We start from the raw sequence: 14,356 nt of genomic DNA, 5'->3' as shown, positions 1-14,356 counted from the left end.
CAAAACGCACCCGCAGGGTATGAAAAATCACCAGGAGTAGTTATGGATATTGTTTCTGTCGCCTTAAAACGTTACTCCACTAAGGCATTCGATCCGAATAAAAAACTGACCGCTGAGCAGGCCGAAAAATTAAAAACGCTGCTGCAGTTTAGCCCGTCCAGCACCAACTCTCAGCCATGGCACTTTATTGTCGCCAGCACTGACGAAGGTAAGGCGCGTGTGGCTAAATCCGCAGCCGGCGGCTTTGTATTCAACGAACGTAAAATGCTGGATGCTTCCCACGTCGTGGTGTTCTGCGCCAAAACGGCGATGGACGATGCGTGGCTGGAACGCGTGGTGGATCAAGAAGAAAGCGATGGTCGTTTCGCCACGCCTGAAGCGAAAGCCGCAAACCACAAAGGCCGCACTTTCTTTGCCGACATGCATCGCAAAGAACTGAAAGATGACAACCACTGGATGGCAAAACAGGTGTACCTGAACGTCGGTAACTTCCTGCTGGGCGTTGCGGCGATGGGTCTGGATGCTGTGCCGATCGAAGGCTTTGATTCAGCAGTCATGGATGCAGAATTTGGCCTGAAAGAAAAAGGTTTCACCAGCGTAGTGGTGGTTCCTGTGGGTCATCACAGCGTAGAAGATTTCAACGCCGCGCTGCCGAAATCTCGTCTGCCGCTGGAAACGACGCTGACGGAAGTCTAATCCTCCGCATTTGCATAAGCTCCGCACAGCGGTCATCATAGACCGCTGTTTATTAAGGAGACATTATGCAGGAATTGATATCTCAGGTAGAAGAACTCGGCATTGAAATAAATCACACCACCTCGCTGGTGATGATTTTTGGCATTATTTTTATCACCGCCATTATTGTTCACGTTATTTTGCACTGGGTGGTACTACGCGCATTTGAAAAGCGCGCCAACGCCAGCTCCCGCCTGTGGCTACAAATCATCACGCAGAACAAGTTATTTCACCGGCTGGCATTCACCCTGCAGGGTATCATTGTCAATATACAGGCCGCACTCTGGCTACAGAAAGGCAGCGAAGCCGCAGAAATATTAGTAACCTGCGCACAGCTGTGGATCATGATGTACGCCCTGCTGTCACTGTTTTCTCTGCTGGACGTTATTCTCAATCTGTCACAAAAACTCCCTGCTGCGTCGCAACTGCCGCTAAAAGGCATATTCCAGGGCATCAAGCTAATCAGCGCAATCCTCGTCGGAATATTGATGATTTCCCTGCTGATTGGCCAGTCACCGGCAATACTGATAAGCGGTTTGGGTGCAATGGCCGCCGTGTTAATGCTGGTATTTAAAGATCCAATTCTCGGACTGGTGGCCGGAATACAGCTCTCCGCCAACGATATGTTAAAGCTTGGCGACTGGCTGGAAATGCCGAAATACGGCGCAGACGGTGCTGTTATCGATATTGGCTTAACCACCGTCAAAGTGCGCAACTGGGATAACACCATCACCACGATCCCAACCTGGTCACTGGTATCAGACTCTTTTAAAAACTGGAGCGGAATGTCGGCTTCGGGTGGTCGGCGAATTAAACGCAGTATCAGCATTGATGCCACCAGTATCCATTTTCTTGATGAGGATGAGCGTCAGCGGTTGCATAAAGCCCACCTGCTGAAACCGTATTTAACCACACGTCACCAGGAAATCAGCGAGTGGAATCAGCAATTAGATGCGCCTGAATCGGTATTGAATCACCGCCGGATGACGAACATTGGCACCTTTCGCGCTTATCTGAACGAGTATTTGCGTCATCATCCGCGTATTCGCAAAGATATGACATTAATGGTGCGCCAGCTTGCGCCAGACGATCATGGTTTACCGATTGAAATTTATGCCTTTACCAATACGGTGGTCTGGCTGGAATATGAAAGTATTCAGGCTGATATCTTCGACCATATATTTGCCGTAGTCGAAGAGTTTGGCTTGCGCATTCATCAGTCGCCTACCGGAAACGATATTCGTGCGCTGTCTGGCGCGTTTCTGCGATAAAGCTCAGGTACTGGCGCGTGAAATATAGCGCCAGTCCATCATCACCCTTTCCGTCTGCGCGTCAGGATTTTCTATTTTATTCAGCAACAATCCTACCGCTTTGCGGCCTATATCCCGTGAGGGCTGCTCAATGGTCGAAAGCTGTGGAGAAACCATTTCTGCCAGTTCCGTACCGTCGAAACCAACAACGGCGATATCCTGCGGGATCTGTAATCCGGCATCGAAAATAGCGCGCATCGCACCCGCGGCTAGCGTGTCCGATACGGCAAACACCGCGTCGGGTTTCACCTCTGCGGCAAGTAGTGTTTTCATCGCCGCAATTCCTGCACTGGAACTTAATTCACTGGCATATTCCACAGCCTGATATTCAAGCGACAATGCATGCAGCGCCGCTTTATAGCCGCGTTCGCGCAAACGAGCATATTTATAACTCAGGTCATGATTGATTAAGGCTATTCGTCGGTAGCCCTTATCCACCAGGTGAGATATCACCGACTGTGCGGCGTCAACATCGTTAATCCCCACGCAGGAAACCGCGCCTTTGTCAGCATATTCCGCGCACTGAACCCAGGGCGCATCGCCAATCAGCGTAGTCAGTTCCGGTAATTTTGAGAATGCATCCATGGTGATAATGCCATCGACGATTTTCCCCGACAGGAGCTTCAACGCCGATTTTGAGCGGGCTGTATCCGAGCCGGAATTACACAGCAAAATGCGATAGCCATTCTTCTCCGCCTCCTCTTCAATACCTTTAACAACCTCTGCACAAAAAGGGTTGGCAATGTTGGAAACCATCACCAAAATCATCGAACTACGTGCCGTACGCAGCTGACGCGCCAGCAGGTTGGGCTGATAATTGCTTTCTTTAATAGCCTGTAGCACACGCTCGCGATTTTTGGCTTTGACGGTATCACTGTGATTCAGCACACGCGATACCGTCGCCACCGACACACCGGCAAGCTGGGCGATTTTTTGAATAGACATAACGACGACACATCCTGCGGTTTACGCTTTGCGTTGAGGCTACCATAAAATCGCCGACTGGCGAACCGGATGCGTGTTTAGCGCTGTACTGATATCCAACGCTGCTGCTGATGGCTTTTTATAATTGCATCAATGATATACATCACATCCGCACCATCAGAAAAAGACGCAAATCGACGCTCTGCCGTCGCGGGCATTTTGCCTGCCAACACAGCCTGATAAAACTGCTGCATCATATTCTTGAACGCATCCGGCCAGCCCTCAATATGCCCGCCCGGAAAGTGCGCACTGGCAGCTACATCAGCATTCATCAATCCAGGGTCGTCCGTCAGGATCTGGTTCGCCTGCTGACGGTGCCCGACCCAAAGCTGTTGCGGCGTTTCCTGATCCCAGTGCAGTGAACAGTGGCTACCGTTAATTTCAAAGCTCAGGTGATTCTTGCGCCCTGCACTCACCTGCGAAACGCTAAAGCAGCCTTTGCTGCCATCATCAAAACGTACTAGCACCGATCCACGATCTTCCGTCGTAACCGCTTTATCCTCAAATTGCACATCAGCCGTTTGCTGGCCAAACGTAGCGTTACTGGCAATGCTGGCTTTACGTACCGACCAGACGATAGCCAAATCGGCCATCACCTCGACAATACGTTTTCCAGTCACGAATTGCACCGTATCACACCAGTGCGAACCGATATCCGCTACCGCCCGCGAATCCCCACCCTGTGCGGCATCGACCCGCCAGTTGTAGTCAGTCTCCAGCAGCATCCAGTCCTGCAAATAGCTCCCCTGAACGGCAAACAGACGGCCCACGCTGCCGCTTCTGACCATACTGGCCGCCTGCTGCACCATTGCAAACTGGCGATAGACAAAGCTCACGCCGTGCACCACTCCCGCCCGTTGTGCCAGCGTTTCCAGTTCACGAGCCTCATCCGGCGTCATACACAGCGGCTTTTCTGAAAACACGTGCAGGCCCGCGCGTAAAATCTGCCGATTGATGTCGGCATGCAGATGATTCGGCGTACAGTTATGCACTACCAGCAGTCCGGGATGCGCCAGCAGCGCCTCAACGCTGCCGTACGCATGAGGAATATGAAGAGCATCTGCGCGTTCCTGGGCAACCGCCAGCGAGCTATCACAGAGCGCCACCACGTTCACACCGCCGAGTCGACGCAATGCCTCAATATGTGCAGGCCCAATAAATCCGCTGCCAATAATGCCAACCTGTATCATTTGCGTACCTCATCGCCAGCGGCGAAATCATCAAATGCGCGTGCAGAAACCGGAATAATATGGCGGCGTATAAAATCGCTCCCTTCACTCGCCCCGGTTTGCGCGTCTTTCAGGCAACACTCCCATTCCAGCACCGCCCAGCCAGGGAAATCATATTGTGTGAGCTTGCTGAAGATCGTTTTGAAATCAACCTGCCCGTCCCCCAGGGAACGGAAACGCCCGGCGCGATCGAGCCACGGCTGATAGCCGCCATAGACACCGCTGCGGCTACTGGCGTGGTACTCAGCGTCCTTGACGTGGAACGCTTTAATACGCGAGTGGTAGACATCGATAAACCCAAGGTAATCCATCTGCTGCAATAACAGATGGCTCGGGTCATAGAGAATGTTGCAGCGAGGATGATTATCAACCAGTGCCAGAAAACGCTCGAACGTCACGCCATCATGCAGATCTTCGCCGGGATGGATCTCAAAGCAAACATCCACCCCATGATGATCAAAGCGATCGAGAATCGGTCTCCAGCGACGTGCCAGCTCCAGAAAAGCCTCTTCAAAGCGCTGACGATTATGCGGTGGCCACGGATAAAAGAAAGGCCAGGCGAGCGAACCTGAAAACGTGGCATGTGCCGTCAGCCTCAGTCTTTGTGAAGCCGCAGCGGCCTGGTGTAAGGTTTCGATGGCCCACGCCTGTCTGGCCTGCGGATTAGCGCGTACAGACGGCGGAGCAAATCCGTCAAAAGCGTCATCATAAGCCGGATGGACGGCAACCAGTTGACCTTCAAGATGGGTAGATAATTCGCTAATCACTAACCCATGCCCGGCCAGCATTCCGCGAATATCATCACAATAGGCCTGACTTACAGCAGCTTGTTCGACATCAAACAGCGACTTGTGATTACACGGGATTTGTAATGCCTTATAGCCCTGCTCCGCCGCCCATTTTGCCACGCCCTCCAGGGTGTTAAATGGTGGACGCTCCCCGATAAATTGCGCCAGAAAAATGCCAGGCCCTTTGATGGTTTTCATAACCCCTCCTGAAAATTACGCCTGCTCTTTGTCGTCATACTTGAAAGAGAAAAGGAAAATCACGGCAATCACTGCGGCAGCGACTGCCGGGATCCACCAGAATGTAGTCCACGCCTGAGGCACGGTTTGCCCCGCCACCAGCCGGTTGTAAAGTGCGCCTGAAATTTGCGAACCCAGCAGCATACCGATCCCATAGGTAAACATGACGATCATGCTTTGCGCCTGACCTTTTACTTTTTCCCCGGCGATACGATCGGTGTAAATAAAGCCGACCACGAAGAAGAAGTCGTAGCACACGCCGTGCAGCAGAATGCCGAGATACAGCAGGAATCGGCCCTCTTCGCTGATGCCGAGGGCAAAGAAGGCATAACGCACGAACCAGGCGCACATCCCGATTAACAGCATGTATTTCACGCCCAAACGTCTGAACAGGAACGGGATCACCAGCATGAAGAATATTTCAGACATCTGACCAAACGACATCGCCGTACTGACGTCGCCGACGCCCGCATCAGCAAGAAACGACGCGGTATACGCGTAATAGGTTCCCAACGGTACAGAGATAAGCGTCGCGCAGAGCGAGAAGACAAAAAAGTGACGGACCTTGAGTAAGGCAAAAGCATCCGCACAAAACAGATCACGAACTTTCACCGGCAGTCCTTTCGCCGGTGCAGGCGTGTTGGGCAGCGTCAGGCTGTAGAGCGCCAGAATCACAGAGATAATCGCCGCCAGCGTAAAGATGCCGGTGGTGTCCGAAATTCCGGTTACACCGATAAAGATCCCCGCGACAATCCAGCCAATGGTGCCAAACACCCGTACCACTGGGAAGGTTTTGTCCTTATCCGACAGGCTATGAAAAGCAATATTGTTGGTAAGCGCCAGCGTTGGCATGTAGCACAACGTGTAGCCAAACAGCAGACCAATCAACAGTGCACCGTTTTGCGCCATCAATGCCTGCGGAACAAACCACAGGATTGCCGCGCCAGCAAGGTGCATCACCGCCATCACCTTTTGCGAGGCAAAAAAGCGGTCTACCAGCATCCCTAAGACGAATGGCGACAGAATAGAGGCAATGGGCCCGGCTGAAAACGCATCGCCAATCAACAGCGACATGTTGTGCTGGCTCATCACCAGCCCCAGCGTGACGGACCAACTTCCCCAGATAAAGAACTGTAAGAACATCATTAGCGACAGCCGGGGCACCAGCAGCCGGTACTGTACGCTCTGTTTTCCACTACTTTCGGTTGTTGACACCATTTTTTGCCCCACCCTTAAAAAGTAATCGATTACAAAATAGATTCAATAGAAAAGTAATCGATTACAAAATAAAGATCCTGTCAGCAGCAACAAAATTGCGAGAACGGTCACGATAAACGTTGAGTGAGGATCCGATCCCATCCTGACGATGGGATCGGTAATAACAAGATCGGTAGAAACTTAACGGGACTTACGACGCAGCAGTTTGAAGGCAACAAACAGGAACAGGATCCACACTGGCAGCAGGATAGCTGACAGGCGCATCTCATCCATCGTACACATCAGCACCAGAATCATGCCAAGGAAAGCAATACACAGGTAGTTCCCTGCCGGATATAGCAGCGCTTTAAACTGCGTGTCACGTCCCTTACGACGCATCGCCGCGCGGAATCGCAGATGTGCCAGGCAGATCATAATCCAGTTCAGCAGCAGCGTCGCCACCACCAGCGCCATCAGTAGGCTAAAGGCCTTTTGCGGCAGCACATAGTTGATGAGTACCACCAGCGACGTAATAGCACCGGAAAGGATCAGTGAGTTCACCGGTACGCCGCGACGGCTGACGCGGGTTAAGAACTTCGGCGCGTTCCCCTGAACCGAGAGACCAAATAGCATACGGCTGTTAGAGTAAACGCCGCTGTTATACACCGACAGCGAAGCCACCAGGATGACAAAGTTCAGCGCAGAAGCCACCACGTTGCTGTCAAGATTATGGAAAATCATCACGAACGGGCTGCTATTGGATTTCACTTCCACCCATGGGTACAGCGCCAACAGCACCACCAGAGAACCGATGTAAAACAGCAGAATACGGTACACCACCTGGTTTACCGCTTTCGGAATGCTTTTTTGCGGATCCTGCGCTTCTGCGGCAGTAATTCCGATAAGCTCCAGCCCGCCAAAGGAGAACATAATCACCGCCAGCGACAGAATTAATCCGTTCCAGCCGGTAGCAAAAAAGCCGTTGTAACGCCACAGGTTATCGATGCTTGCATGTTCCCCGCCGTTACCGGAAAACAGCATCCACACACCAAAACCAATCATGCCGATAATAGCCAGCACTTTAATCAGCGCGAACCAGAATTCCGTTTCGCCATACAGGCGTACGTTGACCAGATTGACGGCGTTGATGATCACGAAGAATGCCGCGGCCCAAATCCAGGTCGGGACATCTGGCAGCCAGTACTGCATATAGATCCCGGCCGCTGTCAGTTCCGCCATGCCGACCAGCACAAACATCACCCAGTAGTTCCAGCCGGAGAGAAAACCCGCGAACGGTCCCCAGTATTTATAGGCAAAATGGGCAAAGGATCCGGAAACGGGTTCTTCCACTACCATTTCGCCCAGTTGACGCATAATCAAAAAAGCGATGATCCCGGCAACACCGTAACCCAGTAACACCGCAGGTCCCGCCATCTGAATCGCCGGGCCAATGCCCAAAAACAGGCCGGTACCAATTGCACCGCCCAGTGCAATTAACTGAATATGGCGGTTTTGCAACCCCCGCTGAAGCGTCGGCTCATTCGTTGACGCGGCATCAGACACGCTGGTGTCAGATGCAGTTGACGCGTTTTTCACGCCCTTCCCCTGTGTCGTTTTTATTGAAGGGGCTTCTTTTAACATTTCAACCTGGTTGTCGCAAGGCGCAATAATCGATTGGATGCGCCGGGCTTCCTTGCCCAACGCACCGAGGCTCGGGAGAAAAATCAGAAGTCGTAACTGACGGAAACCTTCAGCGTGCGCGGCTCACCCTGGAACAGATAAGTCCCGGTATCATCAATACCTGACCAATAATTCTCGTTGGTGACGTTATCAACCCCTGCACGCAAAATCATCTGATTCTGGTTTTGATTGAGTGACATACGGTAACGCACACCTAAATCCAGTGTGGTAAAACTGTCGAGTTTCTTGGTATTTGCCGCGTTGGCATATTGAGCACCAGAATGGTTCAGCCGCGCCGTCGCGGTGAGTCCTTCAACAGGTTTAATATCATATTCAGCACCCAGCACCGCATAGAAGTCCGGTACGCCGATTGCCGTCTTACCGTCGTTGACACCGTTTTGATTTTTACTGAGCGTCGCATCCAGCCACGTTGCACTGGCATTCAGCCGCAGTCCTAACATCGGCTCACCAAAAACATTCAGCTCCACACCACGGTTACGCTGCTCGCCGTTGATTGCGTAATACCGGGTCTGGCTATCCAACTGGGCGACCGGCATTTTGATTTCAAACAGCGCCAGTGAACCGCCTACACGTCCAAAGTCTGTTTTGACCCCAACCTCATTCTGTTTTGCATGGATGATTCCGGTGCTTTGACCGTAGTTCACTGCACTGCTTGGCGCGGTGCTGCCTGGCTGTAACGATTCGGTATGGTTCGCGTATAGGGAGAGTTCCTGCCACGGCTTGTATACAACACCGTACGTCGGCATCCAGCGGCTGTCGTCAAAACTGTTCTTAACGTTTTCAGCGCCAGTTTCTTTGTTGTAATCACGCACCACGACCTTTTGGTGGCGCGCGCCGACGGTAAACAGAAGCTGATCATCAAGCACACCCAACGTATCGCTGAGTAACCACCCCTGACTACGCGTACGTCCACTGGTTAGTGGATCGCTATAGTTGCCTCCCGTCGCCGTCACCGCCGGTTTTGGTACATTCTGTGTATCGTAGATATTGACGTCCGGGCGCGCGGCACGTGACCCCATGCGCCAGGCGATTTTGTCTTCTTTAGTGACGGCGGAATAACCTACATTAACCTTATGCGACACAAAACCCGTATCAAAATTCCCGCGCAGTCCTGCCATCCCGCTGAACGCATCAATAATACGATTGGTATCAAGGCGTCCGGCTTTCGCATCACCGGCCTGGTTGTATATTTCCGGAGCGCTGTACAAGCCAATCTCATGCGCGTGCTGCGCACCTAAACCGGCATAAGCGGTCCAGTTCTCGGTCAGATCATATTCCGTGCGCGCCATCCCGAACTCATTCTCAATATCGCTATAACCCCATCTCTGGCTATAGTTGTGCGTATTTTTCGGCAGATCGGGGACAAATGGCACATAGTAAATATTGATCCCCATGTTGCCACCGTGAAACGTCTTTTTCTGATACCCAACGTCTAATGAACTGCGGAAACGGTCGCCACGGTAATCCAGTCCCAGTGATGCCAGCGTGGTACGACGTTTATCGTCGTCAACCGCCCCCTCCCCTTCACGATGCAACAGATTCACACGAGCACCGAACTGGTTATTGTCACCAAAACGGCGTCCAGCATCGAGCGACGTTCCCACCTGTGAGTCACTGGTGTAATCCATACCGAGGCGAGTGATCGGCGTATCGTCTGCATGCTTGGGTTCAAGATTAATCATTCCGCCAACGCCGCTACCGGCAGCGCCATTGAGTAATCCATTCGCGCCTTTAAAGATTTCAACACGATCGATCATCTGCGTATCCACCACCTGACGCGGCAGCACACCAGATAATCCACCAAAGGTCATATCATCGCCGTCAAGTTTCAGACCGCGAATACGGTATGTCTCTGCATAGTTACCGTAGCCTTGTACCGCCTGCACGCTCGCGTCATTGGCGACAACATCGGCAACGGTCTTAGCTTGCTGATCTTCGACCAGTTTTGAGGTGTAGCTTATAACGTTAAATGGTACATCCATGGCATTTTGCTGACCAAGCATCCCCAGCCTGCCGCCATTAGCAACCTGACCGTCGAGAAAAGCGGGCAGTAACGTATCTCCACCGGGTTTAAAATCACTTCTCTCTGCGGCCTGCACCACAATGGTCTCTTCCGCTTCCGTGGGGGTCTCAGCAGCATTCACCGTGCCGGAAAGCGCGCCAATAGTTGCGGCCAGCACAGTTTTTCTCATTAAGAGTGTGTATGTTTTAGTGTTGTCCATAGCCATGCCATTAAAAGTCTGACGACGTTGCCGGAGAGCCCCCGGCAACATGTTGTTATTATTTATTCAGATCGATACGCACCACGTTATCTGGCGCAGAGGTGGAGTGGTCTTTATTAAATTTCTGTTTCACGGTAACAAACAGGGTTTGCCCATCCGCCGAGAGCAGCAGGCTGTTAGGGTTAGGCGGTAAGTCCCAGCTTTTCTTCACGCTGTAATCGGTCGCATTCAGGCTGAGTAATTTCCCTGAATCACGCTGGGTAATATAGATTTCGTTGCGTTTTGCGTTGAATTTCACCGCCAGCGAATCGCCTACATCCAGTTTTTTCAGCAGCTTACCGGTATGGATATCCAGCACCAAGGTGGTCTTCGCTTTCGAGTTGTCGGTGACAAACAGGCGACCCGTTTGCGCGTCCTCTGCCATATTCAGCAGCAGCGCAGGTTGTTCACCCAGCGGCTGCCAGCGTTTTTCAACACGCTGGTTACGCGGGTTGATGACGAGGATTTCACCGCCGCCGTTAGCTGCATAAATTCGCTGCGTCACGTCGGAATAATGCAGTCCGGTCATCCATTTACCCGTATTTTTAATGCGGGTTTTCAGCTTCAGGGTTTCAGCGTCAACCACCCAAATCACCGCCGGATCCGCCACGGCACCAATATAGAGCAAACCGTTATGCAGCAGCACCTGGCGCGCACCATACGGGAAACCTTCTGGGTTACGTTCCGGGAACAGTACGCGATTTTTCACTTTGCCGTCAGCGGTATTCAGCGCGCTCAGGCCACCATCCAGTGAGTTGGTGACATACACTGTTTTACCGTCCGGCGAGATAGCCATACCAAAGTTTTTCATATCGGTATGACTCAAGCCGAGCGTTTTAAGCGTTTTTGGATCCAGCTTGTAAACCACGCCGCCCTGCACATCTTTAAATCCTTCGGCGCTGGCAACGTACAACGCATCTCCTGCCGGGCTAAGCGCCATTTCATATAACCCATCCGCCAGCGCGCGTTGTTGCACATCACTGACGGCAGGTTGCGCTGTTTTTTCCGTAACGCTGGCGTTGCTGGCTGGCGTGGTATGCGCCGCACAACCGCTTAACGCCGCAGCAATCAGCAATGCCAGCGCGGATGTTGTTTTTTTCATTGTCGGGATCCTTACCAGAAGTAATACAGGGAGTTAATAACAAAAGAGAATGAGAACTATACGCATTATCTTTACTGAATCAAGAATAATTACCCGAGAGTAAAAAACATGAAACAGAGGTTTGAAGATGCAGACAGGTGCGCGCGACTTCCGGTTTTTCATAATTACAGTGAATTATTCTGGACGAAAAGGCATCGCAGGCCACAGAATGCGCTTTACTGTTTTTCTAACATTTTCAAACGGGTGAACCTGTTGTACTTCAGCCACTCGTTTTTTAGTCAGGCCAGGCAACGACTGTCATGAATAAGATCATCAAACGACTGGAAATCGTCAAAAGCGCTATTGAACTGGAAGATGAGGAGATTATTTTCCAGCAGGTGGCGCATCTTAAAAATGAGCCTTTGTCAGTCGTACCTGGCACCATTGTGCAGGCGATCGAAGAACGACGCTTTAGTGATGCCCTGCGTGAAATATCGGCCTGGCTGCAATCTCAACGAGCAGTCTCTACGTGGCAGGATCCAGCCATTGCCGCCAGTAAGCTGGAACTCAAAGCGCTCGAAACACAGCTGCGTGACCTGATCGATAAGCGCAACACGCGCATTCAAATCCTCGATGATTTCAACGATCTGTATCACCTTCGTCTTGGACCGCTGATGAGCCGCATCCTCGAACTGCGTAAACAGCTCGCCGCCAGCGCCCAGCGCAAACAGGAAGCAGAGCGAAAACGCCGGGAAAAAGACTATCAATCCTGTCAGCACTATATTTCCCAGGCTGTTGATCAACTGGCCAGGCTCAAGCAGCACTGGATGAACCAGAATTCAGATTCGCGCGAATCGGTGGAAACACGCCAACGTATTCAGCAGCAAACTGAACTGATTACCGCCCTGCTGGCGGAGATTCGTGAGCTGGAAAACGACTTTTCTCGCCAGGACGACAGCGCAACCCGTCGGGCACAGGAAGAGGCCAGCCATGAATATGATGAATATCAGGAGCAGCAGCAGGATGCACAGCATCGTTTTAGCCGTGACCAGCGGCTTTCCTCTGATGAACGTAATGAGTTAAAACGCCTGTGGCGTCAGGCCAGCCGTCTTTGCCACCCGGACGTGGTAGCCGATGATCTGAAAGAGAAGGCGCATCAGATGATGGTGCAGCTTAACCAGGCGCGCCAAAATGCCGATCTTGCCACCGTCCGGGCGCTACTGACTCAATTGCAAAGCGGCCTCGAACCGATGATGGCGAGTGACCGATTGAACGATTTGCAGCATTTACGCAGCAAAATACAGCAGCTCAGAGAACAAATTAACGCGCTGCTCAAAGAGATTACCGAACTGGAAGCCGAGAACGCCTGGCGGCTTGCCACCTCCGTGACAGATAAAGAAGCCTACTTCTCCGATCAACAACGGGCGCTTACGGAAATCCGCAATACGCTGGAACAGCAGGTGCATCAGGTTGAACAGGAACTGTTGGCGGGCTAAGCCCTATCAGCAATAGCAATCAGAAAAAACAACCTCTTCAAGTGAGTTTTTAAAATTAAGCACAAAAAGCCAAAAATAGGATAATTCCCTAAAAAATTCACAACACTAAGAATTATCAACCTGAATACTCGAGTTTCAGGTCGATAACTGCAAATTTAGCGATATTTCTCTCTTCCCCTCGACGCCCCTGCTCTTTGTCCTGGTCTTGATTAAGAATTCTCCTACCAACCAGTAAGCCCATTAAGAAAAACGGGTATCCATCTGAAATATAATGTTTTTCATATAAATCCCCTCCAAAATGGATAGGAATACCCTGTCTTTATAGTAATCACTCAATCATTATTCACGCGATTCATAAGCGAAATCTATCAATCATTTACGCAGAGCTGAAATAAACGATTTATCTTAAATTTTAACAAAGTGTAATATCTACTTTAAGAATAGTTAATGATTCTAATAAATACAGAAAATATCTGTTTAATCTGGAATTAATAAGGATACGTTCACAGCACAGAACGTTATACGAGATTTAATTAACATTTCACGCGTCGCAAGAAACTCTTTTTTAACCTACAAAAAGAGGCGGCTGCTTGCACCAAAATTTCAAGGAGATCGTTATGTCAAAGGCTATTTTTTTGGGTGACTCAATTTACCCTTGGCTAGGCATGCGAGAAATCCTACGTGGCTCATCATTATATATTGATATCGCGTATTACTCCTCCCAGACGCTATCTGCTGTCAAAATGCTTCCTTATGAAACGGATTGCATCATCATTAATCCTGACAAATCAGATTTTTTAAAATATGCCAGGATTATCCGCAACATGGCTTTACGACCTGTCACCAAAATTATTGTTTTGGCAGATGAAGCTACTTTTACTCTTTTTCAAACCGTTTGTGGGAAGAACATGCTGTTTCTTGATCAAGATACCAGTCTTGATCGGCTACACCATACCGTTACACGTATCACAAAGAACAATAACCAACATAATATCAAAGCATTACAAAACAAGATCACAGCAAACGAATTCAACGTAATGATGATGCTTGCCCGAGGATGGTCACTGACACAAATCGCCGGGGCATCACAAAAAAGTGAAAAAACCATCGGGGCGTACAAAAGCAATATTGCCAGAAAACTCGGCAAAAATAACACCCGGCTCAAGTACACCATTTCCCACTATAGCCAGCCGTAACTGACTTATTTAAGGACAATTATCACGGTTATTATTTAAAAAGGTTTTCTTTCGACTCGCTTTTTAATTCCGCATCGCACGGAAGGAAACCCTATTCCCAAAAATCTATTACCGGGTAGCACATCCGCGTGCCAACCATAG

General features: G+C 50.6%; 11 protein-coding genes. 4 read left to right on the top strand and 7 right to left on the bottom strand.

Annotated features, from left to right (window positions below):
* Positions 1–42: 42 nt before the first annotated feature.
* The gene (gene nfsB, locus OGY72_RS02495; RefSeq protein WP_003831162.1) at positions 43–696 is read left to right on the top strand and encodes an oxygen-insensitive NAD(P)H nitroreductase; all 654 of its coding nucleotides are present in this window, start codon (positions 43–45) and stop codon (positions 694–696) included.
* Positions 697–761: 65 nt separating this feature from the next.
* Entirely contained in the window at positions 762–2,006 is a 1,245-nt protein-coding gene (locus tag OGY72_RS02490; protein ID WP_148362287.1) for a mechanosensitive ion channel family protein, read from the top strand.
* A gap of 3 nt (positions 2,007–2,009) precedes the next feature.
* Here OGY72_RS02490 and OGY72_RS02485 read toward each other — a convergent pair whose 3' ends face one another.
* The 7 genes from OGY72_RS02485 to OGY72_RS02455 all read right to left on the bottom strand — a co-directional run bounded on the left by OGY72_RS02485 (position 2,010) and on the right by OGY72_RS02455 (position 11,544).
* On the bottom strand, positions 2,010–2,990 hold the full coding sequence (locus OGY72_RS02485) for a LacI family DNA-binding transcriptional regulator (protein ID WP_003831159.1): 981 nt from the start codon (positions 2,988–2,990) through the stop codon (positions 2,010–2,012).
* Between the two features lie 77 nt (positions 2,991–3,067).
* Complete coding sequence (locus OGY72_RS02480; RefSeq protein WP_286546614.1) at positions 3,068–4,219, bottom strand: Gfo/Idh/MocA family protein; 1,152 nt, start codon at positions 4,217–4,219, stop codon at positions 3,068–3,070.
* Positions 4,216–5,244: a sugar phosphate isomerase/epimerase family protein gene (locus OGY72_RS02475; protein ID WP_286546612.1), complete on the bottom strand. Its 1,029-nt coding sequence runs from the start codon at positions 5,242–5,244 to the stop codon at positions 4,216–4,218. Before OGY72_RS02475 ends, OGY72_RS02480 begins: the two co-directional genes overlap by 4 nt.
* A gap of 15 nt (positions 5,245–5,259) precedes the next feature.
* Positions 5,260–6,501: an MFS transporter gene (locus OGY72_RS02470; protein ID WP_126318905.1), complete on the bottom strand. Its 1,242-nt coding sequence runs from the start codon at positions 6,499–6,501 to the stop codon at positions 5,260–5,262.
* Positions 6,502–6,681: 180 nt separating this feature from the next.
* Positions 6,682–8,076 carry a phenylalanine transporter gene (gene pheP, locus OGY72_RS02465; RefSeq protein WP_008784036.1) on the bottom strand — a complete coding sequence of 465 codons (1,395 nt, stop codon included), beginning with the start codon at positions 8,074–8,076 and terminating at the stop codon, positions 6,682–6,684.
* Positions 8,077–8,204: 128 nt separating this feature from the next.
* Positions 8,205–10,373 carry a TonB-dependent receptor gene (locus OGY72_RS02460; RefSeq protein WP_370613235.1) on the bottom strand — a complete coding sequence of 723 codons (2,169 nt, stop codon included), beginning with the start codon at positions 10,371–10,373 and terminating at the stop codon, positions 8,205–8,207.
* A gap of 88 nt (positions 10,374–10,461) precedes the next feature.
* Complete coding sequence (locus OGY72_RS02455; protein ID WP_149384106.1) at positions 10,462–11,544, bottom strand: YncE family protein; 1,083 nt, start codon at positions 11,542–11,544, stop codon at positions 10,462–10,464.
* A 299-nt stretch (positions 11,545–11,843) separates the two neighbouring features.
* Here OGY72_RS02455 and OGY72_RS02450 point away from each other — a divergent pair, with 299 nt between their 5' ends.
* Both OGY72_RS02450 and OGY72_RS02445 read left to right on the top strand, forming a co-directional pair.
* On the top strand, positions 11,844–13,019 hold the full coding sequence (locus tag OGY72_RS02450; RefSeq protein ID WP_149384105.1) for a coiled-coil domain-containing protein: 1,176 nt from the start codon (positions 11,844–11,846) through the stop codon (positions 13,017–13,019).
* Between the two features lie 617 nt (positions 13,020–13,636).
* A complete protein-coding gene (locus OGY72_RS02445) occupies positions 13,637–14,215 on the top strand; it encodes a LuxR C-terminal-related transcriptional regulator (protein WP_003831151.1) in 579 nt (192 codons plus the stop codon).
* Positions 14,216–14,356: the final 141 nt, after the last annotated feature.

Origin of the sequence: Citrobacter sp. Cpo221, from assembly GCF_030332345.1 — a bacterium.
Classification (GTDB): domain Bacteria; phylum Pseudomonadota; class Gammaproteobacteria; order Enterobacterales; family Enterobacteriaceae; genus Citrobacter; species Citrobacter portucalensis.
Note: the sequence above shows the minus strand (reverse complement) of the source record. Positions and strands in the feature narration are given on the sequence as shown.

Coding starts and splice junctions, on each gene's coding strand:
- OGY72_RS02490 (WP_148362287.1), top strand. CDS start 762: ATGCAGGAATTGATATCTCAGGTAGAAGAACTCGGCATTGAAATAAAT.
- OGY72_RS02460 (WP_370613235.1), bottom strand. CDS start 10,373: ATGAGAAAAACTGTGCTGGCCGCAACTATTGGCGCGCTTTCCGGCACG.
- OGY72_RS02475 (WP_286546612.1), bottom strand. CDS start 5,244: ATGAAAACCATCAAAGGGCCTGGCATTTTTCTGGCGCAATTTATCGGG.
- nfsB (WP_003831162.1), top strand. CDS start 43: ATGGATATTGTTTCTGTCGCCTTAAAACGTTACTCCACTAAGGCATTC.
- OGY72_RS02480 (WP_286546614.1), bottom strand. CDS start 4,219: ATGATACAGGTTGGCATTATTGGCAGCGGATTTATTGGGCCTGCACAT.
- OGY72_RS02455 (WP_149384106.1), bottom strand. CDS start 11,544: ATGAAAAAAACAACATCCGCGCTGGCATTGCTGATTGCTGCGGCGTTA.
- OGY72_RS02445 (WP_003831151.1), top strand. CDS start 13,637: ATGTCAAAGGCTATTTTTTTGGGTGACTCAATTTACCCTTGGCTAGGC.
- OGY72_RS02470 (WP_126318905.1), bottom strand. CDS start 6,501: ATGGTGTCAACAACCGAAAGTAGTGGAAAACAGAGCGTACAGTACCGG.
- OGY72_RS02450 (WP_149384105.1), top strand. CDS start 11,844: ATGAATAAGATCATCAAACGACTGGAAATCGTCAAAAGCGCTATTGAA.
- OGY72_RS02485 (WP_003831159.1), bottom strand. CDS start 2,990: ATGTCTATTCAAAAAATCGCCCAGCTTGCCGGTGTGTCGGTGGCGACG.